This is a genomic window from Mycobacterium sp. AZCC_0083 (assembly GCF_014202335.1).
Classification (GTDB): Bacteria; Actinomycetota; Actinomycetes; order Mycobacteriales; family Mycobacteriaceae; genus Mycobacterium.
In genome coordinates this window covers 1-25,350 of the sequence record NZ_JACHGP010000011.1, presented here as the reverse complement: position 1 = coordinate 25,350, position 25,350 = coordinate 1, and the positions used below count along the sequence as shown (strand labels likewise).

Genomic DNA, 25,350 nt, shown 5'->3' with positions numbered 1-25,350 from the left:
CCGCACCCTCGTTCCGTGCGGTTGCCTTCCCCCAGTGAGCTCTCTGTGGGAAGTTCCCAACTCCAATTGACCCCCGCCCAGGCGGGTCAACGTCGACAGAAAGTTGACCATAGTGGCCAGTTATCAAGATTCGAGCCGTCACCCGTTGGGAGGTACCACCGTGTCGCGCATCGGCTACGGGGCGATGCAATTGTCCGGTGATGGAGTGTTCGGTCCGCCGACCACGGATCGAAGCGAATCCCTGGCGGTCCTTCGCGCCGCCGTCGACGCCGGCGTCGACCATATCGACACCGCGCAGTACTACGGCTCGGGTGCCGTCAACGCGTTGATCCGCGATGCGCTCTATCCCTACCCCGATCAGCTGGCGATCGTCAGCAAAGTGGCGGCCCGTCGCGACGAGACCGGCGCGCTCGTTGCCTTCGATGCACCCCACGAACTGCGCCAAGGCATCGAAGACAACCTGAACACACTCGGCGTTGAACAACTGACCGCGGTCAATCTACGGATCGTCAACGACGCGCCGCCCGACGGCCGATTCATCGACCAACTCGGCGCCATGATCCAGGCGCGCGATGACGGCCTCATCGCCGGGATCGGTCTCAGTAACATCAGACTGGAACACCTGCAGCGTGCCCTAGAGGTGACCGACATCGTCTGCGTGCAGAACGCGTTCAGTATCGCCAACCGTACGTCACAGCCGGTGTTTGACGAATGCTCTTCACGCGGTATCGCTTTCGTGCCGTTCTGTCCACTGGGTTGGCCCCGCGATCAGCACGACGCGATCCTGGCCAACCCCGTCGTCACCGCCATCGCTCGGGCTCACACGACCACGCCCGCCCAAGTCGCTCTAGCCTGGCTGTTGGCCCTGTCTGCCAACGTGCTGCTCATCGCCGGCACCACCAGTCGCAGCCACCTGCACGACAACCTCGCCGCCGGGACGTTGTCGCTGAGCCCAAACGAACTAGCGCAATTGGACGCTCAGATCGATGTGTTCGAGCAGAGTGAGTCAGCACGATGACGACGACAATGCAGGATCCACGGGTAGTGGCCGCCCTCGACCGGATGTACGCTGAAGCGACACAACAGATGTCCTTATTGCGCAACCGGCAGGGTGAACTCGACTATCTCGCCTCGGCGAGTTCCCAAGAACGGGCCGACGCGCTCAGTGCGATCTACATGCCGGTCAGCCCCATCGGAGGCCGACTCCTGTACTCGTTGGTGCGGGCGGCCCGCGCCACGATGATTGTCGAATACGGTATGTCCTTTGGTGTCTCCGCGATCCATCTGGCGTCCGCTGCACGCGACAACCGCAGCGGCCGAGTTGTCACCACCGAACTCAGCGCCGAGAAGATCGCCGCGGCGAAAGAGAACTTTACCCAGACCGGACTGGATGACTTGATCACCGTGCTGGAGGGAGACGCCCTGACCACCCTGGCGAACCTCGAGGGACCCGTGGATTTCGTGCTACTCGACGGTTGGAAAGCCGAGTACCTCCCCGTCACGAAACTGCTTGAGCCACTTCTGACACCGGGAGCCCTGATCGTCGCTGACAATGCCGAAGACGCGGACTCGGGAGCCTACCTCGACTATGTGCGTGACCCCGACAACGGATATGTGAGCGTCAATTTCCCCGTCAGGGACATCGACAGCATGGAACTCAGTTGTCGCGCAGCCAGTTAGCTCGACCACGCCCATCTTCATCACGCCATACGATCAGACCGAGACCGCCTGGCACGTCCTCGGCGGCGAAGGCACAGCACCGAAAACGGCTCCCGATGATGCGCGCCGGCGCCCTGGTTCTGGTGCTCGTGTTGCTCACCGCCAGTAGGTCAGTCGCTGCTGCGGACCCGGTCGACATGGCGCCGCAGCACTACTCCAAACTCACACGCGACGGCTGGGAACTGAATATCTCGATCGAAGGGGAACGCGTCAATTCCGTTCCTAATCTCGCAGCAGCCAACAACTCTCGTGAAGCCTTTGTGACCCTGTCGGCGACTGCAACGGCCACTGGCGGCTCCGCCCCGATCTCCGACAGCACGTTCATCACGGGCTACCAAGTCGGCTGTCAGTCTGACGTCTCCAGTGGGCTCCAGGTCGGGGGTGCGGGCGCCTTCGGCCCATCCGCGTCAGTCGGTGGGCCTCTTAGCGTCCCGACTGGCGCAGCAGGCAATATCGGCATAGCGGGCGGGCTGAGTGGCTTCGTCCAAACAATCATCCAACCAGGGGTGATAGCCGAAGTGCCGATGGCCAACATGGCATTGAACCAGACCGGGAGTGCGATGCTCGACATCGACAACATTCACCTCAAAGTCGACGCCTGCGGCGGTGACGTGACCGTGCGCTCGTACGGCTATCTGCGGATATCAACTGACATCGCCCACTCCCAACTCGCCATTTACGGCGACCCCATCAAGATCTGAGGCACACCAATGAGACGGAGGACCCAGAAGTACGGGCCCACATCGGTGGGCGGCTTGCTAGTCTTTGCACTGGTCGCGGCCGCACCCGCTCGCGCAGACCCCGTCGCCCCCCCGCCGCCGCTGCCACCGGCTCCCGGATATCCTCCACGCGGGCTTTTTCTGCCCGGTGACCAGCCACCCCTATCCGCGGCAAAGCCGCCCTTGGTCGGTTCCCCACCGGCTGGCACAGACGCCCGCGGCCTCTCCATTGCAGCCACATCCGATGGCTCGCAGCCTGTTCTCGGCATGCCTGGATCACAACTGGGGACCGCAGCCACAAGAATCGGTATCGGTGGACTGCTGACCCCCGGCGCCGGAGTGGAAGTGGGAGTGGGAGTGACCAGCACACTGTCTCCGGACGGCCTGGAGGATTCCCGAGGGAACCCACCGGCAGCGGGTCTACCTGACTCCGAAACAGAACCACAGACAACGACATCGGGTCCCTGATCGTTTCCGGTGTGTGCCTGCACGCACTGCACTGCGGCGAGCCAACACTCCCCACGCTGACCTACTCGGGTGCGGCGGCCATCACGACTGGTGATGGTCGGGATGCCAAGGTTGGCGAGGTCGGTGGTGACGCTCGTTCGCCCACCGAACTATCGGACAACACCCGTGACCACCTTCACGGTATTATAGCGAATGCAATGTTTATGTCTGGCTGACTTGGTACAGCGCTGAAGTTGTCGATACACGCGGCGTCCGGCGGGTAATGCAAACGATCTTTATCGAACAGTTCACATTCACTACGGAAGGATTGTGCCCACAATGGTTCCCAAGACGATCGTGCTCACCGGTGCGAGTGATGGCATCGGCGCCGCAGCGGCACGCACGCTCACTAACGACGGGCACAGGGTAGTTCTGGTCGGGCGGTCGAAGGCGAAGACAACCGCCATCGCCGGTGAGCTGAAAGCCGACTACTACGTCGCGGACTTCGCCGACCTCTCCAGCGTCCGCGTGCTTGCCGCCAGCTTGCTCGAGCGCTACCCCCGGATCGACGTCTTAGCCAACAACGCCGGTGCAATATTCGGCAAGGAACGGGCGGTAACCGTCGACGGGCACGAGTTAACCCTCCAGGTCAACTACCTGGCGCCGTTCCTGCTCACCGATCTGCTGATGGGCCGGCTAATCGAGTCCAAGGGGACGGTGATAAACACCTCCAGTGTCGCCCACACGCGTTACAGCAACTTCGACATCAACGACTTGGACGCCACGCGCGGCTACAAAGCCACCAGGGCCTACGGCAATGCGAAGCTCGCCCAGATCCTGTACACGAAGGAGTTGGTGCGCCACGTCGGCTCCCGCGGCGTGTCCGCGGTGTCCTTCCACCCCGGAAACATCGCCACCAACTTCTCCACCGAGGCCAGCTCGCCGTTCCGGGTTTTTTACGGCACGGTGCTCAAACACGTCGTTCTCGCCAGCCCGGAGACAGGCGCAGACACCCTGGTGTGGCTGTGCGAAGGGACGCCTAACAAGGACTGGACTCCCGGGGAGTACTACGTGAAGCGCAAGCCCCACAAGACGAGCAAACTAGTAGATGACACCGCGCTGGCCGCGAAGCTCTGGAACCGCAGCATCGAGATGCTTGCCGCTGCTGCTTGATCGTGGATTGCCTGAACGGGTTCGTTCACGCAAAGCCATCTGCTCTGGTGCCGGGCCCGGATCAGGATTCTCGATCAGCTCGCCGCGACGACCGACACACCAAGATTTCTGGCCTCGACGATGTCGATCCGTATTGAAGGCCCGCCTCACGACGGTTTCCATCCAATCCGGTGGTTGACGTACTGGCTGCCCGGCATGGTCAAGACAAACCTCATCCGCACCTCGGCTGCGCACCTGCCACGTGACGGATCGACGTCCGTGGATATCGTGAACGGCGGTCACGATGCGCTCAACCAGCGCGGTGTACAACCAGATGTGGCAGTGGCCTGGGCCCTGAAAACCTTGGAGGACAACTGTTTCTGGGCGCTACCCCCAGCGGTGATCCAGTCAGAGACGTCCTGGCGGAGGAGCGCTAGCGGCCCACGTCCGAGAATGGACGACGCTTCGAAGAATGGGGAGTCGCCACGGCGACATCCCGGTAGCCAGTGACCCTATGTACCTCGACGGCGACGCTGGCGTGGCGAAAAGCGGTCAGCGATCACGCTGGCCATCGCTTGCTGCACGGCGTCCATCGGCAACGGCACGTCGGTCGTCATTTGCGTGACCATCATGCCTACTGCGCTGGCCGACAGCAGATCCACGATGGCGGCCGGCGGCGCAGCGCCCTCGCCGAGCAGTTCAGATACCCGGGCCCACGTCGCCCCGAGGGCAGACAAATCGCCTGCGTTCAGCCTCCCACGCTCCCATCGTGTGGCGATCAAGATCTCCAGCATCGACATGGACTGGGGTGCGGTCAGGACCGCCCAGATCTCCGACGTCAGCGTTTTGGCGCGGGTGCGGCCGTCCTTGATTTCACCGGCCCTGGCAATGATCGCCTCGAGAGCGTCAACAAGGCTGGTCATACCATGATCGAGCACCGCCGCCAACAGGCCGTCGCGATCACCGAAGTGATACTGGATCACCCCCCAGCTCACTCCGGCACGTTCGATGATGCGACGGGTACTCGCTGCCGCAAACCCCTCTTCGTGTACGCATCGAATCGTCTCTTCGATCACCAGCGCCTGGGTCCGGTCGGCCCGAGCCTGCCCTCGTTTCGCCAGCTGCCGCGGGGTGGTCCGGGGGCCCTTCTTCGTTGCCATGTGTTCTACACCCCCACTTCGTTGATGACCTACCGCCGCCGCAGTCGACTTCGAAAGACTCTACGTCCCGCACCTCGTCCGACGACGCATAGCCGCGTTGGCTTCGACCGCGCCACTGCCCCGGCATTCCGCCGAACTGAATGTGCCTCGTGACTACCGAGGCTGGCGTCGCCATGACTCAGCGCGAAGCGAAAGTGTGCAAATCGATCTTCCGCGGAGGCGGCACTACCGGCGGAGAACTGACAGATCACCTCGGCGTCACACGATCGGCGACCTCGCAGATCGCCGCGAAACCGACGTCCAGGGGGCTGGCCGAAGAGCAGCCCATCCCTGCTGACGCCAAACGCAACCGCCTGCACGTGACCGAACGCAGGCCAGCCGCCGGTCAAACCGCTATGGAGTATCAATCCCCCACGGGCAGGACGCTTTTCGTGGCGGTCAGCAAGCCCGCGTCGTAGGCCCGCGCTCGAAGTCGGCCCTGTGAAGGATCCGGCGCGACCGTCCACCGGCGCCGCCGACAGGTGCCTTGTCCTACGCGGTTCGTGACCAGGCGCGCGCGAGGCGACGGAACGCCAATGTGGCGAAACACTAGACATAGATAACATGGCGAGCGCTATATTAGTGCACATGAAATGTAATCGCCGACCTCATGGGCTGGCTCGGTGCTAGACGGCGGGAGTTCGACGGCGACTTGTCCGGTGCGGGGTAGGGACGCAACAGAAAGATGAATCGCAACAATTTGCGCACGGTAGTGGGCATGACCACGGTCATCGCCATCGCAGGCGTGTTTGCCTTGGCCGCGATGTTGTTCCGGGGTGGCCTGCGTACGACCGTCTCTATCACGGTGATATCGGATCGGGCGGGATTGGTCATGAATCCCGACGCAAAGGTGAAACTGCACGACGTTGCGATCGGCCGAGTCACCGCAATCGATTCCCTGCCCAATGGCCAGGCCGCTCTCCACCTGGCGTTGGAACCAACAGCGCTGACGCACATTCCGGCCAACGTCAAAGTCGACATCACGTCGTCAACCGTCTTCGGCGCGAAGTTCGTCCGACTCGTTGCACCTGCCGAGCCGTCAGACCAGCGGCTACAGGCGGACCAGGTCCTTACCGCTGACCACGTGACCGTCGAGATCAACACCGTCTTCGAACAGCTGACCCAGGTGCTCGCCAAGATCGACCCAGCCAAACTCAGCCAGACGTTGGGGGCGATCGCCAGCGCGGTCGATGGTCGCGGCGCGCAGTTCGGTGAGGCGTTGACGGGACTGCACCAGGTCTTCAGCGAAATCGAACCCAGCCTTGGCAACCTCAGTCACGACATCGACACGGCCGCAGCCGTCACCGACGCGTACGCCGACGCCGCGCCTGACTTGACGGCCACCGTGAACAACGCCGTTTCGATCAGCCACACGATCGTCGATACCCAACACGACCTGGATGCGTTCCTGATCGCCTCGACGGGGTTGGCCGATATCGGCAACCAGGTCATCGGAGACAACCGGCAGGGCATCACCGATGTCGTGCACCTGCTGGTACCGACCACAGATCTTCTCGCGAAGTACCACGACCAGCTGGGGTGCGCGCTCGGCGCCTTGGGCATTTTCTCCAAGCTCCCGAACCTCCAAACACCGGGCGTCCCAATCATGATCGGTTTCCAACTCGGCGTCGAGCGCTACCGCTACCCGCAGGACCTGCCGAAGGTGGCCGCCAAGAACGGTGCGACCTGTCAACAATTGAGCCTGCCCAACGTGCCGCCCGAGACCCGTCCACCGTTCGTGGTCGCGGACGTCGGAACCAATCGTTTCAGGTACAACAACCAGGGCATATTGCTCAACTCCGATGGGCTCAAACAATATCTGTTCGGACCTATCGACGGGCCGCCGCGAAACACCATGCAGATGGGCCAGCCCGGGTGATGTCGCGAAACTTCGCGGGCCTCAAGTTCGCCGTGTTCGCCGTCGTCATGGCCGTTCTCACCGGCATGATCTTTCTCGTCTTCAGCCAGTATCGGACCGGTTCGGCCCTCTCGTACACCGCAGTGTTCAAGGACGCCTCGAACCTGCGACACGGCGACACGGTGCGGGTTGCCGGAGTCCGCGTGGGCACTGTCGATGAGGTGGCATTACGCCCAGACAAATCCGTACTGGTGTCCTTCGACGCCGGCCCGAAAGTGGTCATCACCGACGGAACCAAGGCAGCCGTTCGCTATCTGAACCTCACCGGTGACCGCTACCTCGAACTACTCGACAGCCCGGGTTCTACGCGGATCCAACCACCAGGGTCTCAGATTCCGGTCGACCGCACCGCTGCTGCGCTCGACCTGGATCTCTTGCTTGGCGGCCTGAAACCCGTTATCCAGGCATTGAATCCGCAAGACGTCAACGCGCTGTCGGCGTCGTTGATTCAGATCCTGCAAGGCCAGGGCGGAACGATCGAGTCCCTGATGTCGAAATCGTCGTCGTTTACATCCGACCTGGCCGACAACCGGCAAGTAGTCCAGCAGCTTATCGACCACCTCAACGAGGTGCTGTCCACTCTGGGCAAGGACGGAGACGATTTCTCCGTAACGATCGACAAACTGCAGCAACTCGCCGCGGGACTGTCCACCGACCGCGACCCGATCGGGGCTGCCATCGAGTCACTGGACAACGGCACCGCGTCGCTGGCCGACCTGCTGACTCAAGGTCGAGCCCCGTTGACGGCGGCGCTGGGCCAGCTCAACCGGTTGGCCCCGGTTATCGACAACGACAAGGACAAACTCGACGTTGCGATCCAGAAGTTGCCGTCCGACTACCGGAAGTACGCACGCGTTGGTAGCTATGGCGCGTTCCTCCAGCAATACATTTGCGGTATTACCGTGCGCGTCAGCGATGTGCAGGGTGGCACCGCGGTATTTCCCTGGATCAAGCAAACCACCGGAAGGTGCGCAGACCCCTAATGCTCAAATACCGCGGACACCGACTGATCAGGGCCGGCTTCGTCGGCGCGATCTTGATGGTGCTGGTCACTCTCATCGGTCTGCAGCCCGAACGGCTGCTGTCCTTGGCAAGCACGGTCCGATACCAGGCCGTGTTCAGCGAGGCCGGCGGTCTGACTAGCGGTAATGCCGTCACCGTTTCCGGCCTCAAGGTAGGCACCGTCGATGACATCGCCTTGCGCCATGGCACGGTGGTGGTGACATTCAACGTCGATGCCACCGTGCCGTTGGGGTCGCAGACCGCCGCGCACATCCGGACCAGAACCCTTCTGGGCGAACGTGTTCTGACACTGGACTCCGCGGGCAGCAGTACTCTGCGTCCACGCGAAGTCATTCCCGTGACCCGCACGTCGTCACCGTATTCACTGGCCGAGGCGGTCAGTGATCTGACCACCAACGCTGCGGGAGCAGATACCCAGACACTCAATCAGTCCCTGGATGCGCTCTCGGCGACCCTCGACCAGATCTCCCCGCAGCTGGGCCCCACCTTCGATGGGCTGACCCGGCTGTCGCAGTCCCTCAACGAACGCAACGAATCCCTTGGTTCGCTATTGAAGAGTGCAGCTACGGTCACCGGCGTCCTTGGCCAACGCAGCAACCAGCTCAACACCTTGATCCTCGACGCCAATGACTTGGTGTCGGTGCTCAACGACCGGCGCTTGGCGATCGCCAACCTGTTGGTCAACACCCGTACGGTCGCCCAGCAGCTCAGTGCGCTGGTCGCCGACAATGAGAAGCAGCTTGCGCCAACCCTGCAGCGGCTCAACGACGTTGCCGCGATGCTGGAGAAGAACCGTGACAACCTCGCCAAGGCGCTACCGGGTTTGGTGCAATTCGAACGGACCCAGGGCGAGTCCGTCGCCAGCGGCTACTACTACCACGCGTTCGTCGCCAATCTGTCGGCCGGTCAGTTCCTCCAACCATTTCTCGATTACGCCTTCGGGTTCCGCCGCGGGACCGGCGCGGGCCAACCGCCCGACAACGCGGGCCCGCGTGCCGAGTTCCCCTTCCCAGTCAACGGCATTCCCATTCAGCGCGGCCCGCAGGGAGGGCAACCATGAAACGCACCCGCCTGATTGCCGGCACCGCCGTGGTGGTGGCCGCGGCCCTGAGCGTCACTGCGATATTCGCCGACAACCACGTATGGCGCGCTCCCACCGGCATATTCGCCTACTTTCAGAACGCGATTGCCATCTACCCTGGCGACGAGGTTCGGGTCGCCGGGGTCAAGGTGGGGACCATCGAAGCGATGGTTCCTCAAGGTGAGCAGACCAAGATGACGCTGAAGGTCGACCACGGCATCGCCATTCCGGCCGAGGCGAAGGCAGTCATCGTTGCCCCGAATCTGGTGGCAGCCCGTTATGTTCAGCTCACGCCGGCCTACGCCGACGCCGGCCCCACGATGGCTGACGGTGCCACGATCCCGTCAGATCGCACGGCCGTTCCGGTCGAGTGGGATCAGGTCAAAGAGCAGCTGATGAGACTGTCCACCGAACTGGGCCCCGACAGCCACACCTCGACGTCATCGATTGGGCGCTTCATCGACAGCGCGGCCAATGCGCTGTCTGGCAATGGCGACAAGCTGCGGCAGACCATCGCGCAGCTGTCCGGCACGGCGCGCATCCTGGCCGACGGCAGCGGAAACATCGCCGACATCATCGCCAACCTGCAGACCTTCGTGGCCGCCCTGCGCGATAGCAATGCCCAGATCGTGCAGTTCCAGGATCATTTCGCGACGCTGACGAGCATCCTCAATGACAGCCAATCCGATCTCGACGGCACCTTGTCCAGCCTGTCCGCCGGGCTCACCGACCTCCAGCGGTTCGTCGCAGGTAGCCGCAACCAAGCATCCGAGCAGGTGCAGCGGCTCGCCAATGTCACCCAGATCCTGGTCGACAACAAGATGTCGCTCGAGAACCTGCTGCACGTCACCCCCAACGCGCTGGCCAACGGCTACAACAATTACAACCCAATGACGGGCACCAGCGCCGGCGCCTTCACCATTCCCAATCTCGCGAATCCGCTGCAGTTCGTGTGCGGCGCGATCGGCGGCGTGGAGAACGTGACCTCCGCGGAAACCGCCAAACTGTGCGCCCAATACCTCGGACCAGCGGCGCGACTCCTCAACATCAACTATCTGCCCCAGCCGATCAACCCGTACCTGCAGGCATCGCCACCGCCACAAGACTTGATCTACACCGACCCTGCGTTGGCGCCCGGTGGCGCCGGGTCGGCCCCCACACCCGAACAAGCGCCAGCGATATCGGCGTACACCGGAGCCGGAGACGTGGCGCCGCCGCTGGGTTTCGGCCAGCCCCCAATAATCGCGCCTGGACCGAATGCCCCCGACGTCCCCGGCGTCGCCGCCACCCCGTTGCCGGCGTTGTTCCCGGGAGCGCCAGTGCCCACCAATCCCGCCAATGGGGCTGCGGGCCTGCTGCTGCCAGCCGAGGCACCAGCGACGCCATTGCCACCAGCACAGGGGAATCCATGATGCACCGATCACCGATTCCCGCCCTGGCGACGGCAAGTTGCGCCGCGTTGATGGTCACCGCCTGTTCATTCTCCGGGCTCAATTCCCTGCCACTACCTGGCGCGATCGGGCGCGGTCCCGGTGCGCAGACTTACCACGTACAACTTGCCAATGTCGGTACACTCGAGTCGAATTCGCCGGTCATGGTCAACGACGTGGTCGTCGGCAGCGTCGGCTCGATGACGGTCGAGGGCTGGCACGCCGACGTCGACGTCTCGGTCAGTCCAGGCGCCGTCGTTCCGGCCAACGCGATAGCCAACGTCGGACAAACCAGCCTGCTCGGATCGATGCATCTTTCTCTCGACCCTCCACTCGGGCAACCCTCGACTGGTCGGCTGGCGCCGGGTTCGACCATTGCGCTGAACCGATCGTCGACGTACCCATCGACCGAACAGACCTTGTCGTCGCTATCGACACTGGTCAACGCGGGCGGTCTTGGCCAGATCGGCGACGTCATCCACAACTTCAACGCCACCCTGTCGGGGCATCAAGACGACATCCGAGACCTGCTCAGGCAACTCAACGACTTCGTCGGGCTGCTCGATGACCAGAGGGACAACATCCTTGCGTCGATGCGGTCGCTGGACCGACTTGCCGGCACCTTTGCAGCACAGCGTGATTCGATAAGCCGCCTCGTCAAGGACCTGCCGCCGGCCCTCGACGTGCTCATCAAGCAACGACCGCGGCTCACCCACGCGCTGCAACGACTTGGCGTGTTCAGCGAAACCGCAGCGGCTGTCGTCAACGAGGCCCAGGCCGACCTGATCAGCGACTTGAAGAACGTCGAACCCGTGTTGCGCTCACTGGCCGACGTGGGGCCAGATCTGGATAGCGCACTGGTCGCCGGCACGACGTACCCGTTCAATCAGAACATGATCGACCGATATTTCCGCGGCGACTACGTAAACCTGTTCGCGATCATCGATTTGACGATCCCACGGCTCAAGCGCTCGCTGCTGCTAGGCACCCGATGGGGTGACGAAAACGCCAAGCTGGTACCGGCCCCGGGCGATCCGTGGTATCTGGACTACACCCATGATCCGCTGAGCGCGCCGTTGGCACCGCCACCTGCCGCCGTCGTCGACGATGTCACCCCAAGCCCCGATGCTGGGCCGCGTCCGCTGATGCCGCCGGTGAACGGACCGCTACTTCCGGTAGCGCCGCCGCCGCTGAGTACCCCTGTCACGGTGCCCAGCTCCGATGCGTTGACAGCCATGTTCCCCGGTCCCTATCAGGAGGCCGCTGCACCGAACTCGGCGCCCACGGCGACGGGAGCTGGGCGATGATCACCCGGTTCGTTCGAAACCAGCTCATCATCTTCACGATCGCCTCCGTGGTGGCTGTGACGTTGATGGGCTTGCACTACCTGCAGATTCCGACACTGCTTGGCCTGGGCAAGATCACCGTCACCATGGAGCTTCCCGAAGGTGGCGGCATCTACCGGTTCAGCAATGTGACTTATCGCGGTGTCCAAATGGGCAAGGTCACCGACGTGCGCGCCACCGCGCAGGGAGCGGTGGCGACATTGTCGCTGGACACCTCCCCGACGGTCCCCGCGAACCTGCACGCCGATGTCGCCAGCGTCTCGGCCATCGGTGAGCAATACATCAATCTGCAGCCGCGCAACAGCTCTGGGCCGTTTCTGACCAACGGATCGGTCATCACCGCAGACAATGTCTCGGTGCCCCAGCCGGTCGGTCCGGTGCTCGACCAATCGAGCAAACTCATCGAGAGCATCCCCAAAGGCAAGTTCGGCGACCTGCTCGACGAGTCGTTCAAGGCTTTCAATGGTGCCGGATACGACTTTGGCTCCCTGTTGGACTCGACAACCAAACTCTCCGGTGACCTCAACCGAGTGGCGGGGCAAACCCGCGGTCTCATCGACGACAGTGGCCCGCTACTCGACGGGCAGGCCCAAACGGCGGACTCGCTTCGCGAATGGGCGCGAAACGTCGCCGGCGTCAGCGATCAACTGGTCAGCAGCGATCCACACCTGCGCAACATCCTGACCACCGGACCCGGGGCAGCCCAGGAAGTCTCGAAGCTTCTGACACAGGTCAAACCGACACTTCCGGTGTTGCTGGCCAACCTGACCAGTGTTGGTCAGATCCTGGTGACCTACAACCCCTCACTGGAACAGCTCCTCGTCCTGTTTCCGGCTTTTGTCGCCGCACAGAATTCGTATGCGCTGCCGCAAAACAACCCCACCGGGTATCCGCTGGCCGACTTCACCCTCAGCGCCAACGATCCACCGCCGTGTACCGTCGGATTCCTTCCGCCGTCACAATGGCGCTCACCAGCTGACCTCAGCGACAGGGACGTGCCTTCGGACCTGTACTGCAAGCTTCCCCAGGACTCGCCGATCGCGGTGCGCGGCGCGCGCAACTACCCGTGCATGGGTCACCCCGGCAAGCGGGCGCCGACGGTGGAGATCTGTGACAGTGATCGACCGTACGAGCCTCTGGCAATGCGCCAACACGCGTTGGGTCCCTACCCGTTCGATCCGAACCTGGTGTCGCAAGGCGTTCCGCCCGACGACCGGATCGACCCAGGGGCCAACCTGTATGGGCCCACGGAGGGAACACCGATGCCGCCAGCCGAACCACCGGCGGCGATCGACCCGGCCACCAGTACACCGCCGGGTGAGGCACCTGGCGACGCCGCCGACCCAGCAGACCCGCAGCCCTCGGATGGGCAGCCCTCGGATGGGCAGCCCGCTGCGGCGCCGAGCGGATTCTCCTCCGCGCCAAAGCCTTCGGCAGCCGCGGTTGCTGTCCCATACGATCCCGCCAGCGGTGCCTACGTTACGTCTGACGGTCATCTCGAACGACATCCGGGGCTCGTCGCTGGTGCTCCGAAATCGTGGAAGGACCTCTTGCCGATCTGACCGTCGCTTGCGCGCACCAGCTGTTAGTCGAGTTTTTGTAGGCGCAGTGGCGCCGTGATTTCCAGCGGAAGGCTGCGGCCGCAATCACCGCTGTTGCCCAGTGTCTTGTCCGAGCCGGCCAACACCGTGGGATTGGTATCGGTGCGGGTACCGCTGCCGTCGGGCTCTACGCCCCAGAACCGGTAGGTCTGGCTGCCCGCGGCGGCCGTCCCGTCCGCACACGGTTGCCACTCGTCTAGCACACGGCGAACCGTCCACCATTGCGAGGCGTAGGTCAGATCGGCCGACCAGCCTTGACTGCTTGTGACGGTGCCCGAACAGGTTGCGGCGTCGACGCATGACGAGGCAATGGTCCATACCTGGCGCACCGTTTGTTCATCGCGGTAGACGTCGTTGGTCTTGGCCCAGTCACCATTCGAGGTCACCTGAAAGCGGCCGTTGAGCGCATGACGCGCGAACGAATCATCGGCGCCGGCTGCCGGCGCGGCAAGCACGAACACCACGGCGCCGCAGCACACGAGACTCGTCAGCACCCGCGCGCGGGTGGGCCTGTCAAGGATTGGCGATGAGGCTTCAGACATGATCCACAGCTTCCCTCGACGGCCGAACCGCCGCTTTATTATGGCGTGCGCCATAAGTATGGCGGATGCAATAGTATATGATAGCCTCGCTAATGACCAGTACGAGTGGACATCTCGAGTGCCCGGCGCACAGCGACACGATCCGGTAGGGGTGCACAGGAATGATTCCCGACGTTCTCGTCGTCATCGGCGTCGGCGGAATGGGCGCGGCGATCGCGCGGCGCTTGGGCGCCGGACGCGCCGTGGTGCTGGCCGACCACGATGAGGCCACGATGGACACGCTCGCGGAATCGATGGCGGCCGAGGGATACCAAGTAGCCTGCCGGCACCTCGATGTCAGCGACCGTTCGTCGGTGGGTGAACTCGTCCAATTCGCCGACCGGCAAGGGCCTGTGTCGGCGGTCGCGCACACGGCAGGGGTCTCGCCCACATCGGCAACACCCGCCCGGATCTTGGCAGTGGACCTGGTCGGCACGGCGTTAATCCTCGACGCTTTCGCCGCGGTGATCGCACCACGGGGCGCCGGTGTCGTGGTGGCCAGCATGGCGGGAACACTGCTGGGTACCGCACTAGGAAGCGAGACCGAATGGCTCCTGGCCACGCTGCCCCCTGAGCAACTTCTCGGAGTTCCCGCGATCAGGTCCCTTCCCGACGGCAACCCCGACGACCCGGGGTTGCGGGCGGTTGCCTACGCGATCGCCAAGCGTGCCAACCAATTACGCGTAAGGAGTGCGGCGAGCCTGTGGGCGCAGCGCGGCGCGCGGATCAACTCGATCAGCCCAGGGGTGATCTCAACGGCGATGGGCCGCGCCGAAGTCGGCGACGCAGCTACCGGCGAGGCCGCCACCTCACTCGTCGCGCAGTCGGCGAGCAAACGAATGGGTACTGCAACCGAAGTCGCGGCCGCCGCCGAGTTCCTTCTCGGTGCCAACGCCAGCTTCATCACCGGCACCGATCTGCTCGTCGACGGGGGCGCTGTCGCCGCGTCGTCAGGCGCCCCGTCACTGACCGCGTCATGAACGGATCTGTCTAGCCCGCAGTTGTTTCGCACGGCACGCCGCTAGACGTCTACTAGTAGAGAGGTTCACCAATGGTGGGATCGCAGGCCGGTGTGGCCGACGTGTTGCCCGTGGGGTCCGAACCGGCGAAGTTTCACTGGTTGTCGGCCAACCCAGGTAAGCGGCGCACGGAAATCATCTATTTCGTCTGGTTCTTGATATCGATCCCGTTCCAGACCCTGGTCACGAAGAATCTGAGCTACGACAAGCCCAACGACGCCATCCTGCTGACCCAAGCCGTCGTAATGGCGTTGGGCACGTTGATCCTGCCGCTGGTACTGCGGGCACGTGAGGATCGCGGGGTGCCGTTGCGGGAACTCTACGGTTTTCGCATGGGTGCGTTCCTGTTCATTTGGTCGGTGCTTGGCGGTTTCATCGGCACTGCCCCGTGGTACGACGTGTTGCACGGGCACTTCGCATACAACACCGATCTCAACCCCAATGGCGTACCGCTGTTCATGCTGCCCATGACCATCTCGGTCTTCGGGTGCTACTCGGTGATTTTGGGCACCCTCTACCGGATCATCTCTCAATTGCTTGACCGCACGCACTCCGTGCTGACGCGCGACACGCTGACCCGGCACGCGGTCATTTGCTTGCTGCTGGCCGGCATCATGCCGCTCTGTGAGACGTTGGCCTACACGGGCAAGGGTTACTGCTTCGACAATCCTGTGGGCATGTGGGGTCTGAACGTGTTGATCTATGGCTCATGGCATTTCGCGGCGCTGCTGTTCTACACCCGATGGGACACTCGTCCCGGCCAACGTGCCTCGCTGAGCACGACGATTCTGGCGGGCTTTGCGACGCTGGGCATCTTGATGTCTCTGATGGCGACCATCGAGACGTTCATCGCCCCGCACTTCGTTGAGGTCCAGCATGGCGTCGTTCAAATCGACGACTGGAGTCCTGACAACTGTCTGGGCCCCAAGCCGTGATGGTGAGTTCGCGGAATCGTGCAGTGTGCCAGGGAGAATCACGCGGCACCGAACTCTGCGGCACCACCACGGGGACGCAGCCGCGCCGTTCCGGCACCACAGCCCGATCCCGTCGTTTCTGCGACGCGTGACGCCGCGTGCTACACACCGGACATCAAGGGCAAGTCGTCGTAGGCGCACCGCGCGGCGAGACGGACGCCGCGTACGCCTAGTTGCCCGCCTCGACACTTCCCGTGCGGGCGTTTGCGAGTCTGGCAGCGTGGGCAAGGAGCGCGATGTATCGCGCACCCAGGAGGCGTGGCATGGCGGCTGCAGCATATCCGTCGGGGCCGATGAGAATTCTGGCTCGGTTCTTGTCGGCACCACGGAGTATCAGGCGGGCTGCCTTTTCGGGGGTGGTTAATGCGGCGCGTTCGAAGATCTTCTTGGCTTGTCCGGGATCGGGCTCGGCTTCGGCGATGCGCATATTAGCGGCGAAACGGGTCCGGACGACTCCGGGGTGTACACAGTGCACGGTCACTGGGAGACGTTCGATTATCATCTCTTGGCGCAGTGCCTCGCTGAACCCGCGCACCGCGAACTTGGAGGCGTTGTAGGCGCTTTGATAGGGAATCGCGATCAGGCCGAAGGCGCTCGACAGGTTGATGAGACGGGCAGGGTTCTCATGAGTGCCGGATTCGATGAGATGGGGAAGGAACGCCTTGGTTCCGTTGACAACTCCGCCGATGTTGATACCCATGAGCCAATCGAAGTCGGTCCAGGACATGTCCAGCACGCTGGCGAAGAGGTCGACTCCGGCGTTGTTGAACAGCATTGAGGCGGGTCCAAGGTCACGTCGCACGGCGTCAGCGTGCGCGAGTACTGCGTCGCGGTCGGCGACATCGACCTGGTAGTTGCTCACGTAGCCGCGGGGGCATGCTTCTTGGGTTTCCGCCAGGCCCCGCAGATCGATGTCTGTGGCTGCGACGCGTGCCCCGTTCTGGGTTAGCGCGAGGGTGAGTGCACGGCCGATGCCGGAGCCGGCGCCGGTGACAACGGCGACCCGATCTCGGTATTTCATGAACTGCCCCTTCTGGTTTCAGTGCGCGAGTCGGCCTCGACGATCGCGCGGATCCGGTCGACGGAGCGGTCAAGGTTTGCCTGCAGATCACGGCGGCGGTCCCGGACGAACAGAAAGAGGTGTTCAAAGACCACGGCGCCGAACGGCAGGGGAACACACATCCGAACCACCTCGGTAAGGCGAGTCGCACCGGTGGTCGGTCCGGACTCGATGAGGTAGGTCCATTGCGTCCAGTCACCTCCCATGGCCTGTACGACGAAGGAAAATCTGCGCCCTGGTTCCGCGGCGACCACGTCGGCGTCGGTGCGCCAGCGGCCGAGCCGTCGACGGTTCCACGCGCGAAAACGAGTGCCAGTCAGCCACTGCACCCGAATTGTTTCAGGGCTCCACTCGGGAATGCGGGTAAGGTCGGAGACCAATGCATATACCTCGTCCGGTGACGCCCGCACCTCGGTCGACGCCGAAAGCTCTTCGTTCTTCTGAAGTAATCGCATGTCACTCCTTACAAGGGGGTCCTCGCCCACAGTGGTCAGTCAACGTGTACCGCCAGCGAGTGCCACCGCGTCTTGCACATGCCAGATATTGGTTAAGCTGCAGGTCATCCCGCCGACAACTGCGCCATAGTGCGGCACGATGAGTCGTTGAGGTTTTCAGCGGTCAGCGTCGGAGAACCGGATGACACCGCGGATGTTCTTTCCGTCGAGCATGTCTTGATATCCCATATTGATGTCCTCGAGGGAGTACTCACGCGTCACCATATCGTCGATGTTGAGTCTTCCCGCCTTGTACATCGACAACAGTTGCGGAATGTCGTAGTACGGGTTCGCGTGGCCGAAGATGGTGCCCTGCAGGTTCTTCTGCATGAGAGCCAACATCGCCAGATTCAGAGTCGCATCGGTGTCAAACAAGCTCTTCGACATTGCGGTTACGACGCAAGTGCCGCCCTTGCCTGTCAATCCCAGCCAACGATCGATGTCGTGGGGGTCGGCTTCTCCGACGGTGACAATGACCTTCGATGGCATCTTGCCCCAGGTGATCTCCGCCGCACCAGCTGTCGCCGATTCGATGTCAGGATAGGCATGGCTCGCGCCAAACTTCAGTGCTTGCTCCCGTTTCCATTCGATGGGGTCGACCGCGAACAGGAACCGCGCGCCAGCGTTGAGCGCACCTTGCACTGCGGCCATCCCGACGCCTCCGAGTCCGATGACGGCGACATCATCACCTGGGCGCACATTGGCTGCCTTGGTGGCCGAACAGTAACCGGTGGTGATACCGCACCCGACTAGGCAGGCGACTTCAAAGGGTACCGACGGGTCGATCTTGACCACCGACGTCTCGTGCACCACCGCGTAGGGCGCGAATGTGCCCAACAGCGACATCGGAAAGGCGTTCTGTCCGCGAGCCTGGACCCTGAACGTCCCATCGGTCACTGCGAGTCCGGTCAACATGCCTGCGCCCATGTCGCAGAGATTGCGGAGCCCGGACTGACATGCCGGGCACTTGCCACACGATGGGATGAATGAAAGCACGACGTGATCGCCCACGGCGAGATCCTCGACGTCTTCGCCAATCTCAACGATTACCCCGGCACCTTCGTGGCCACCGAGCACTGGAAAGCCAGCCATGGGGATGCTGCCCGTCGCCAAGTGGTGGTCCGAGTGACACAACCCGGCCGCTTCCATGCGGATCTTGACTTCTTTGCGTCGCGGGTCCCCGATGTCGATCTCTTCCACCGACCACGGCTCGTTGAACTTCCACAACAGCGCACCTTTGGTCTTCATAGACGTTCTCCCGGTCTTGGGCACCTTCAGGTGCCCGTCCTTACATGAATATATTGCGCGTGCCGTAATATAGCACGTGCGATGTTACGGCATGCCGCGAGTTCTACACGAAGTGTCGCTCGCGCTTGATGGCGCTGCTGCGCAGTGAGTTACACGATTCGCGCATAGCTGGCGGTTCATCGACCGGGCCAGCATCTGTTCGATTGTTTTGGCTATCAGTCCATTCGGCGCTTGGCTGCGTGTGGGCAAATCCGGTGCGTGTGAGTCATGCATCGCAACATCCTCGAAGTGACAGCTGGCCCTGCGTCAGCCTTGAGCGAGCAGGCTGACGCCGTCACCCATTGCAATGCGAATCCGGCCACAATGTCCACACCCAGCTGATTTTGCGGGCCGTTGCTCCACCACGTAATCAGGTAATCGGGTGGTAGGCGACCCAGTAGTCCTGACTTGCCTCGAGATCGGTCAGGCCGACGATTGCCATCAGCCAATCGTCGACTGATGTCACGGCAGGTTCGACCCATGCGGCATCACGTGGGGCCAAGTCCGGCGGGATGGCCCGCAGGTGGGACGGAAAATGTTGCCATCAACAGCGCTAGTCCACCGTCGGCTTGGCAGAAGTTGGGCCTGCCGGACAGGCAGAATTCGCAGGCCCGGCAGACGTTTCCGTTGGGATTGACCGCCGCGCGTTGACCGACAGTCCACTCGGCGACCTCGGCACCCACGGTGACGATATGTCCCGTGTTTCTTCGCAGGCCGCCATGGCAACTCTGCTATATACGCTTGGAGCGCGGGTTGCCCGTCAGCTCACAGCGCCGTTGATCACCGGCTTGTCGATGACGCCGTCCTCGACGCCCCAGTTGGCGGCGATCTGCTTATAGGTGCCGGTCTGTATCAAATGCCCTATTGCCTGCAGCAGTGACTGCGCCAACGGCGAGCCCTTGGCCACCGGCCAGCCGTACAGGAGCGAGTCGAAGCTTTCGCCCACCCGCTCGAGCTTGCCGTCACTCTGCTTGATGGCGTAGGCCGTTACCGGCGTGTCCGACGACATCGCGTCCGCCTGGCCCTGCACGACGGCGCTGGTCGCGGCGTCCTGGCCGTCGAACTTCAGAATTTCGATTGCCGGCTTGCCGGCGTCGGTGCACTTCTTGCTTCGTGCCGGCAGTTCATCGGTTTCCTGGACGGTGGCCGCCTGCACGGCGACCTTCTTGCCGCATGCGTTCTCCGGGTCGATCTGCACACCGGGATGGCGTGCCCACAACGTTCCCGCCGAGAAGTACGTCACGAAATCGACGCTGCCCTCGCGTTCCTTCGTGTCGCCGAACGATGACATCCCCAGGTTGAAGGTGCCGGCCTGAATCGACGGAATGATCTTGGCGAAGTCGGCTTCGCGATATTCGGGCTTGAGGCCGAGTGTGGAGGCGATGGCGTTCATCAGGTCGACATCGAAGCCGACGAGCTTGCCGCTGGGATCCTTGAACTCATTGGGGGTGTACGGAACGTTCACGCCGACAATCAACTTGCCACTCGCCTTGATGCTCTCGGGCACCGTGTTGGCGATGCCATCCACCTTCTCGGCGGACACGGCCGTCGTTGCTGTCGTCTGCTGACTGGTCTCGGTATTACTGACGCACCCCGACAGCGTCAGCGCGCCGATCGCCGCGAACACCGCCGCGATGCGCCAAGTCTTCCCCGGACGTTCGTGACATCCGTTGTCGAACGACCGTCGCCGAAGCTTCACGACGCCAGCATGAGTTAGCAATGATCCCTGAGACATACTGTCTCCCTATGGAATTGATCTCTCCGCGGCTTGAAGAGATATCGGTGATGCCAGAATGTCACCGGCACGCCGTTAGAGCAATTCTGCATTCTGATCTTCTTCATAACGATTGTTACTAAACTGCGTAGATGGGCCGCGACCTGAACACCGTCGAGTTGCGGTATCTGGCGGCGCTCATCGCCGTCAGCCGAGAGGGGTCCTTTAGCCGGGCCGCAGAACGTCTCGGCTACACGCAATCCGCCGTGAGTCAACAGATTGGCCGGTTGGAGCGCACAATCGGGCACCAACTCGTCGAACGCCCAGGTGGCCCTCGACCCGTCTCGCTCACGCCCGCGGGACGTGTCCTGCTGCGGCATGCCGAGGCAATCGTCGCGCGTCTCACCAGCGCGGCGGCCGACCTCGACGCCCTTGACGACGGAACAGCCGGCACGTTGCGCATCGGCTGTTATCAGAGTGTCGGCGTACGGATTCTGCCTCGAGTCATGCGCGAATTCTCTGCCAAGTTTCCTGGTGTCACAGTCCAACTCGTCGAGAACGAGGACGACGGGCAATTGCTGCAACAGGTCGAACGAGGCGAATTAGACCTAAGTTTCCTCGTCGCGCCGCTGCCGCCAGGCCCCTTCGACTTGGAGGAGCTGCTGGAAGACCCGTACGTGGTGGTCGTACGCTCCGACTCGGCACTGGGCCAGGGCAGAACACAGATATCGCTCAAGGACCTCGCGGGGGTGCCGCTGGTGACTTACGCACAGGTGCGTGAGGCGACTCGGATCGAGAACCGCATAGGTAGGCCGGCACTTGGGGAGCAGATCGTCTTCCGCTCCAACGACAACGGCACCATCCTGGGTCTCGCAGCGGAAGGCGTAGGTGCCGCCCTGCTTTCCTGGCTCGGGGTCGATCCGGATCGGCGGGGGATCCGGGTGCTCCAGATTTCCGGGGTAAGCCGGCGAACAGTCGCTATTGCATGGCATCGGGACCGCTACCAGATCCCGGCCGCGCACGCCTTCATCGATTTAGCACATGCCGTTGCGCGAGAAGAGGAAACGGCAATGCGCGCCACGTGACCGCCTGAGAGTTGACCCGTTCTTGAACACGCCGATGTCAGGTCGGCTGGGCGACTTGTCTTTGGGCAGTGCTCGCTTGAGGCGGTGGTGGGGACTCGTCTACCTTTGCGGCCGCTTGTCAAAGAGCGGTAATGATAGCTATAAGCAATCTTCATGCTAATCGATGACTTCATCAAATATCGTCAGAAATAGCGCGCAGTCCATTCCCAACCAACAGGTGCGTTCTGCCCGCCTTTCTACTGGTGCGTCGAGAGTTCGATGCGTCGGCTCCACGCGACCCCCTGAACGTTGGTACTACAGGAAGATGCCCAATGACGATGCGCGACGGCCAATTCAAGACCTCGATTGGGGATGAGGCTGTGCTCCTCGGCGACGAGCCCATCTCGATCGACGAATTCGTAGCGGTGGCCCGCCACGGCGCTCGAGTCGAGTTTTCACCGTCCTATATGGATCGGGTGCATCGCTCCCGGAAGCTGATTGAACGATTCCTTGCTGAGAACCGACTGATCTATGGCGTTACAACGGGATTCGGCGACAACGTCACCGAAGTCATCTCGCTGCAGCATGCTGCGATGCTCCAACGCAACATCGTTCTTTCGCATGCGGTGTCGGTGGGTGAACCGCTCACCGTCGAGGTGGTTCGGGCGATTCAACTGATGATGCTGGTAGGCCTGGGGCAGGGATACTCCGGAACTAGTGTGGAAGTGCTGGAGCTGATCCGGCAGTTGCTCAACAACCGGGTCACTCCGCACGTGCCGGGTGAGGGCTCAGTGGGCTACCTCGGTCCCGAAGCACACATGACACTGGTGCTGCTCGGCGAGGGTCGCGCATGGATCGATGGCGAGCTGCTGTCAGGGGCCACTGCGCTGAAACGCAAAGGCCTGCAGCCAGTCACGCTCGGCGCCAAGGAAGGGCTCACACTTACCAACGGGACGCACTCAGTCACGGCGATCGCCGTCCTTACCGCCTACGACGCGATCCGGGCGGCCAACACGGCCGACGTTGCGGCAGCGCTGTCGCTGGAGGCGCTCAAGGGCACCATTCTGGCGTTTGATCCCCGGTTGCATTCGATGAAGCGGCACCCCGAGCAGGCGTCGGTGGCACTGAACATCTGTCGAATCCTTGAGGGCAGCGAGATCGTCGAGAAATACCGCGATTACCGCGTGCAGGACGCCTACAGCCTGCGCGCCATCCCCCAGATACACGGTGGCGCCAAGCGCGCCGTCAAAGATGCCGTCAAGGTGATCGAGGAGGAACTGCATTCCGTTGGCGACAATCCCGTCATCTATCCCGAAGGCGACGACGGTGTGGCACTGATGGGCGCCAACTTCGACAGCACCTTCGTCGGGATCCAGGCGGACCTGATGGCCACGGCGATGACCGTGTTGGCAAAGGTGTCAGAACGGCGCACCGATCGAATGGTCAACAGCGCCTTGAGCGAACTACCGGCGTTCCTCGTCCCCAACGCCGGCCTGAACAACGGCTACATGATTGCTCAATACACTGCCGCCGCGCTGTACATGGAGATGAAGGCCGCATGCCAACCGGCCACGATCGATTCGGTACCCACCTCGGCCAATCAGGAAGACACGGTGAGCAATGCTTACCTGGCCGTGTCCAAGGCATACCAGATCACACGCAAGCTGCGATATGTGCTCGCCATCGAAATCATGTGTGCCGCGCAGGCGCACGATCTGCTCGGTCCAGAACAAGGATCCAAAGCCTCATGCGCGGTTCAGCGGTCGATTCGGGAAGTGGTGCCGACAGTTACCGAGGATCGGTTCTTCGGCGACGACATCGAGCACCTGGCACAACAGGTGTTCGATGGAACTATCATCCGATCCGTAGAAGACCTGGTCGGATCGTTGGACTTCTGATGGCGCCTGGAACATCGCGGACCCACCGGCCGTTGCTCGTATGACAGAGAGTGATGTCTCGCCGCTTGGCTGCGAGGTTGTGATCCCCCCACTCCCCCGTGCACTGGCTCCTGAATGAACGATTCCTTCGTGGCAATGGTGGGGCGGCGGATCGGCCGTCCAGCCCCCCGCAGCAGCTTGGTGTGCACCAGGTCCTCATACCGGCCAATGCTTGGCCTGCACGATGACACGTTCGTGTCCCTCGGAGGTGAGTCCGTCTCCGACTCGGTGATACGCCTCGATGTCTCGGCCCGCATGTGCCGCCTTCAGGTTCATCAGACGATTTGTTCGGACGTAGGTGCCGGACTATTGCAGGAATCGAACGAGGAGGCGCTCGAACCCGTCCGCATCGACGGGATCCCAATGAATCGTTGCTGACGCACGGCTCGAAACGACGCCCGCGAGATCTGCAAGATCATCGACATCGACGGAGACTGATTCCTCGTCGCTGTAGAAGGCCTGCTCCCAGCGTGGCAGGAACGCGGCTAGTTCAGGATGGCTACGTCGCGCAGGTCGCGCGGCTCCGCGAAATGCGGGTGGAGGCGCAGGTCGCGCTGACGCAGCCGCCTTCGATTGCCTCACTACGCAATCGCTCCAACTCGTCAAACGCCTGCCGTGCTGCACCGGCTGGACAGCGCCGTCAACGCAGGCGAAGTGGACATGGGCAGGCTCGACGGCCTGTTGACGACAGGCTCGGTCTTGCGGGTCGCGGGATCAAAGGGCGCAGTCCGAACTGCGGTCGCTGGCCTCGCCAGATCGCCTCTGCAACAAGCGAACTTGAAGCCACGGTGCGCTGCTGGACCATGAGGTCGATCGTACTCATTCGTGGTACACATCGGTCAGTACGAACGGCCTGAACGTTCAAGCAAGCGCCTGCGACACCCCGTCCAGTTCGTGGACTCCGTGGCACGCCACCCTCTACCATGTGCCGATGGCCGCCAAGCGCCCGTCCGGGTCGCGCCGGGGGCTCACCTCCAAGGAACAGATGGCGTGGCGGGCGCTCGTGCGGGCGTTGATCGTGGCGCCGCACGTTCTGGACGCCGACCTGCTCGACGCCAGCGGGCTGAACATGGCCGACTATCACGTCCTGGTGGTGTTGTCTGAACATCCCGAGCACGCCATGCGGATGACGGAGTTGGCTGACCGGGCGACCTACACCCCCAGCGGAGTCTCCCGCGTGGTGGAGCGGCTTTCGCGCCGCGGGATGGTGACGCGCGTCCGGTCCGAGGTCGACGGCCGCGGACAAGTGGCCCAGTTGACCGACGCCGGGTATGAGGCGTTGCTCGCAACGTATCCTTCGCACCTTCGCAGCGTCCGGACTCGGGTGATGCGACACCTGCGCGGCGTCGACCTCGAGGCGTTCGCCGCGGCGATGAACGCCATCGCGGACGAAACCATCTGAGGACGCCTCATAGTCCCTCGAGTGCGCCCATGTCGTACTCGGTCTGCGAAATGCCGTCGACCCCGAGGTCTAGTCGAGGTGGCTACGACCGCCTTTGTGTTCGACGATGGCGGCTTGCATCAGGGTGGGCATGTGGTGCTAGTTCTTTTTGGGTGGTAGGCCGAACAGGGCTGCGGCGTTGTC

23 protein-coding genes are annotated in these 25,350 nt (G+C 62.7%); 16 read left to right on the top strand and 7 right to left on the bottom strand.

The window, feature by feature from the left end:
• Positions 1-112: 112 nt before the first annotated feature.
• The 4 genes from HNP02_RS26060 (at position 113) to HNP02_RS26045 (ending at position 4,058) form a co-directional block, all read left to right on the top strand.
• Positions 113-1,018, top strand: a complete 906-nt coding sequence (locus tag HNP02_RS26060) for an oxidoreductase (protein WP_184443529.1) — start codon at positions 113-115, stop codon at positions 1,016-1,018.
• Positions 1,015-1,680 carry an O-methyltransferase gene (locus tag HNP02_RS26055; RefSeq protein ID WP_184443528.1) on the top strand — a complete coding sequence of 222 codons (666 nt, stop codon included), beginning with the start codon at positions 1,015-1,017 and terminating at the stop codon, positions 1,678-1,680. The genes HNP02_RS26060 and HNP02_RS26055 overlap by 4 nt, the downstream gene beginning before the upstream one ends.
• Positions 1,681-1,775: 95 nt before the next feature.
• On the top strand, positions 1,776-2,420 hold the full coding sequence (locus HNP02_RS26050) for an MspA family porin (RefSeq protein ID WP_255506964.1): 645 nt from the start codon (positions 1,776-1,778) through the stop codon (positions 2,418-2,420).
• An 804-nt stretch (positions 2,421-3,224) separates the two neighbouring features.
• The gene (locus HNP02_RS26045) at positions 3,225-4,058 is read left to right on the top strand and encodes an SDR family NAD(P)-dependent oxidoreductase (RefSeq protein WP_184443527.1); all 834 of its coding nucleotides are present in this window, start codon (positions 3,225-3,227) and stop codon (positions 4,056-4,058) included.
• Positions 4,059-4,549: 491 nt separating this feature from the next.
• On the opposite strand, the gene HNP02_RS26040 is transcribed toward HNP02_RS26045, so the two are convergent.
• A complete protein-coding gene (locus HNP02_RS26040; protein ID WP_184443526.1) occupies positions 4,550-5,197 on the bottom strand; it encodes a TetR/AcrR family transcriptional regulator in 648 nt (215 codons plus the stop codon).
• A gap of 149 nt (positions 5,198-5,346) precedes the next feature.
• On the opposite strand from HNP02_RS26040, the gene HNP02_RS26035 reads away from it, so the two are divergent.
• The 7 genes from HNP02_RS26035 to HNP02_RS26005 all read left to right on the top strand — a co-directional run bounded on the left by HNP02_RS26035 (position 5,347) and on the right by HNP02_RS26005 (position 13,596).
• A complete protein-coding gene (locus HNP02_RS26035) occupies positions 5,347-5,655 on the top strand; it encodes a helix-turn-helix domain-containing protein (protein ID WP_184443525.1) in 309 nt (102 codons plus the stop codon).
• A gap of 299 nt (positions 5,656-5,954) precedes the next feature.
• Positions 5,955-7,115, top strand: a complete 1,161-nt coding sequence (locus HNP02_RS26030) for an MCE family protein (protein ID WP_309241696.1) — start codon at positions 5,955-5,957, stop codon at positions 7,113-7,115.
• Entirely contained in the window at positions 7,115-8,137 is a 1,023-nt protein-coding gene (locus tag HNP02_RS26025) for an MCE family protein (protein ID WP_184443523.1), read from the top strand. The genes HNP02_RS26030 and HNP02_RS26025 overlap by 1 nt, the downstream gene beginning before the upstream one ends.
• A complete protein-coding gene (locus HNP02_RS26020) occupies positions 8,137-9,237 on the top strand; it encodes an MCE family protein (protein ID WP_184443522.1) in 1,101 nt (366 codons plus the stop codon). Before HNP02_RS26025 ends, HNP02_RS26020 begins: the two co-directional genes overlap by 1 nt.
• Complete coding sequence (locus HNP02_RS26015; RefSeq protein ID WP_184443521.1) at positions 9,234-10,670, top strand: MCE family protein; 1,437 nt, start codon at positions 9,234-9,236, stop codon at positions 10,668-10,670. Before HNP02_RS26020 ends, HNP02_RS26015 begins: the two co-directional genes overlap by 4 nt.
• Positions 10,670-11,995 carry an MCE family protein gene (locus HNP02_RS26010; protein WP_184443520.1) on the top strand — a complete coding sequence of 442 codons (1,326 nt, stop codon included), beginning with the start codon at positions 10,670-10,672 and terminating at the stop codon, positions 11,993-11,995. Before HNP02_RS26015 ends, HNP02_RS26010 begins: the two co-directional genes overlap by 1 nt.
• Positions 11,992-13,596 carry an MCE family protein gene (locus tag HNP02_RS26005; protein ID WP_184443519.1) on the top strand — a complete coding sequence of 535 codons (1,605 nt, stop codon included), beginning with the start codon at positions 11,992-11,994 and terminating at the stop codon, positions 13,594-13,596. Before HNP02_RS26010 ends, HNP02_RS26005 begins: the two co-directional genes overlap by 4 nt.
• A gap of 23 nt (positions 13,597-13,619) precedes the next feature.
• Here the strand turns inward: HNP02_RS26005 and HNP02_RS26000 are convergent, their stop codons facing one another.
• Positions 13,620-14,231: a hypothetical protein gene (locus HNP02_RS26000; protein WP_221318052.1), complete on the bottom strand. Its 612-nt coding sequence runs from the start codon at positions 14,229-14,231 to the stop codon at positions 13,620-13,622.
• Positions 14,232-14,338: 107 nt separating this feature from the next.
• Between HNP02_RS26000 and HNP02_RS25995 the strand changes: the two genes are divergently transcribed.
• Together HNP02_RS25995 and HNP02_RS25990 are read left to right on the top strand one after the other, a co-directional pair.
• Entirely contained in the window at positions 14,339-15,196 is an 858-nt protein-coding gene (locus HNP02_RS25995; RefSeq protein ID WP_184443517.1) for an SDR family oxidoreductase, read from the top strand.
• A gap of 71 nt (positions 15,197-15,267) precedes the next feature.
• Positions 15,268-16,170 carry a hypothetical protein gene (locus HNP02_RS25990; RefSeq protein ID WP_184443516.1) on the top strand — a complete coding sequence of 301 codons (903 nt, stop codon included), beginning with the start codon at positions 15,268-15,270 and terminating at the stop codon, positions 16,168-16,170.
• A 208-nt stretch (positions 16,171-16,378) separates the two neighbouring features.
• Here HNP02_RS25990 and HNP02_RS25985 read toward each other — a convergent pair whose 3' ends face one another.
• From HNP02_RS25985 to HNP02_RS25965, 5 genes are all read right to left on the bottom strand, one after another.
• Positions 16,379-17,230, bottom strand: coding sequence for an SDR family oxidoreductase (locus HNP02_RS25985; protein ID WP_184443515.1), 852 nt, complete (start codon positions 17,228-17,230; stop codon positions 16,379-16,381).
• Complete coding sequence (locus HNP02_RS25980) at positions 17,227-17,724, bottom strand: SRPBCC family protein (protein WP_184443514.1); 498 nt, start codon at positions 17,722-17,724, stop codon at positions 17,227-17,229. Before HNP02_RS25980 ends, HNP02_RS25985 begins: the two co-directional genes overlap by 4 nt.
• 156 nt (positions 17,725-17,880) lie before the next feature.
• Positions 17,881-19,011, bottom strand: coding sequence for an NDMA-dependent alcohol dehydrogenase (locus tag HNP02_RS25975; protein ID WP_184443513.1), 1,131 nt, complete (start codon positions 19,009-19,011; stop codon positions 17,881-17,883).
• A 527-nt stretch (positions 19,012-19,538) separates the two neighbouring features.
• On the bottom strand, positions 19,539-19,742 hold the full coding sequence (locus HNP02_RS44115) for an alcohol dehydrogenase catalytic domain-containing protein (protein ID WP_375373712.1): 204 nt from the start codon (positions 19,740-19,742) through the stop codon (positions 19,539-19,541).
• 68 nt (positions 19,743-19,810) lie between these two features.
• On the bottom strand, positions 19,811-20,749 hold the full coding sequence (locus HNP02_RS25965) for an ABC transporter substrate-binding protein (protein WP_309241695.1): 939 nt from the start codon (positions 20,747-20,749) through the stop codon (positions 19,811-19,813).
• A 167-nt stretch (positions 20,750-20,916) separates the two neighbouring features.
• On the opposite strand from HNP02_RS25965, the gene HNP02_RS25960 reads away from it, so the two are divergent.
• The 3 genes from HNP02_RS25960 (at position 20,917) to HNP02_RS25950 (ending at position 25,167) form a co-directional block, all read left to right on the top strand.
• On the top strand, positions 20,917-21,849 hold the full coding sequence (locus HNP02_RS25960; RefSeq protein WP_184443510.1) for a LysR family transcriptional regulator: 933 nt from the start codon (positions 20,917-20,919) through the stop codon (positions 21,847-21,849).
• Positions 21,850-22,160: 311 nt separating this feature from the next.
• A complete protein-coding gene (hutH, locus tag HNP02_RS25955; RefSeq protein ID WP_221318051.1) occupies positions 22,161-23,726 on the top strand; it encodes a histidine ammonia-lyase in 1,566 nt (521 codons plus the stop codon).
• 970 nt (positions 23,727-24,696) lie between these two features.
• Positions 24,697-25,167 (top strand): MarR family winged helix-turn-helix transcriptional regulator, encoded by a 471-nt coding sequence (locus HNP02_RS25950; RefSeq protein ID WP_184443509.1) that lies wholly within the window; start codon positions 24,697-24,699, stop codon positions 25,165-25,167.
• Positions 25,168-25,350: the final 183 nt, after the last annotated feature.

What these genes read in the sequence shown, in the direction of transcription:
- HNP02_RS26050 (WP_255506964.1), top strand. Translation starts at nt 1,776, where the DNA reads ATGATGCGCGCCGGCGCCCTGGTTCTGGTGCTCGTGTTGCTCACCGCC.
- HNP02_RS26040 (WP_184443526.1), bottom strand. Translation starts at nt 5,197, where the DNA reads ATGGCAACGAAGAAGGGCCCCCGGACCACCCCGCGGCAGCTGGCGAAA.
- HNP02_RS25975 (WP_184443513.1), bottom strand. Translation starts at nt 19,011, where the DNA reads ATGAAGACCAAAGGTGCGCTGTTGTGGAAGTTCAACGAGCCGTGGTCG.
- HNP02_RS26005 (WP_184443519.1), top strand. Translation starts at nt 11,992, where the DNA reads ATGATCACCCGGTTCGTTCGAAACCAGCTCATCATCTTCACGATCGCC.
- HNP02_RS25995 (WP_184443517.1), top strand. Translation starts at nt 14,339, where the DNA reads ATGATTCCCGACGTTCTCGTCGTCATCGGCGTCGGCGGAATGGGCGCG.
- HNP02_RS25960 (WP_184443510.1), top strand. Translation starts at nt 20,917, where the DNA reads ATGGGCCGCGACCTGAACACCGTCGAGTTGCGGTATCTGGCGGCGCTC.
- HNP02_RS26010 (WP_184443520.1), top strand. Translation starts at nt 10,670, where the DNA reads ATGCACCGATCACCGATTCCCGCCCTGGCGACGGCAAGTTGCGCCGCG.
- HNP02_RS26015 (WP_184443521.1), top strand. Translation starts at nt 9,234, where the DNA reads ATGAAACGCACCCGCCTGATTGCCGGCACCGCCGTGGTGGTGGCCGCG.
- HNP02_RS25980 (WP_184443514.1), bottom strand. Translation starts at nt 17,724, where the DNA reads ATGCGATTACTTCAGAAGAACGAAGAGCTTTCGGCGTCGACCGAGGTG.
- HNP02_RS25950 (WP_184443509.1), top strand. Translation starts at nt 24,697, where the DNA reads ATGGCCGCCAAGCGCCCGTCCGGGTCGCGCCGGGGGCTCACCTCCAAG.
- HNP02_RS26025 (WP_184443523.1), top strand. Translation starts at nt 7,115, where the DNA reads ATGTCGCGAAACTTCGCGGGCCTCAAGTTCGCCGTGTTCGCCGTCGTC.
- HNP02_RS25985 (WP_184443515.1), bottom strand. Translation starts at nt 17,230, where the DNA reads ATGAAATACCGAGATCGGGTCGCCGTTGTCACCGGCGCCGGCTCCGGC.
- HNP02_RS26030 (WP_309241696.1), top strand. Translation starts at nt 5,955, where the DNA reads ATGACCACGGTCATCGCCATCGCAGGCGTGTTTGCCTTGGCCGCGATG.
- HNP02_RS26055 (WP_184443528.1), top strand. Translation starts at nt 1,015, where the DNA reads ATGACGACGACAATGCAGGATCCACGGGTAGTGGCCGCCCTCGACCGG.
- HNP02_RS25990 (WP_184443516.1), top strand. Translation starts at nt 15,268, where the DNA reads ATGGTGGGATCGCAGGCCGGTGTGGCCGACGTGTTGCCCGTGGGGTCC.
- HNP02_RS26000 (WP_221318052.1), bottom strand. Translation starts at nt 14,231, where the DNA reads ATGGCGCACGCCATAATAAAGCGGCGGTTCGGCCGTCGAGGGAAGCTG.
- HNP02_RS26020 (WP_184443522.1), top strand. Translation starts at nt 8,137, where the DNA reads ATGCTCAAATACCGCGGACACCGACTGATCAGGGCCGGCTTCGTCGGC.
- HNP02_RS26045 (WP_184443527.1), top strand. Translation starts at nt 3,225, where the DNA reads ATGGTTCCCAAGACGATCGTGCTCACCGGTGCGAGTGATGGCATCGGC.
- hutH (WP_221318051.1), top strand. Translation starts at nt 22,161, where the DNA reads ATGACGATGCGCGACGGCCAATTCAAGACCTCGATTGGGGATGAGGCT.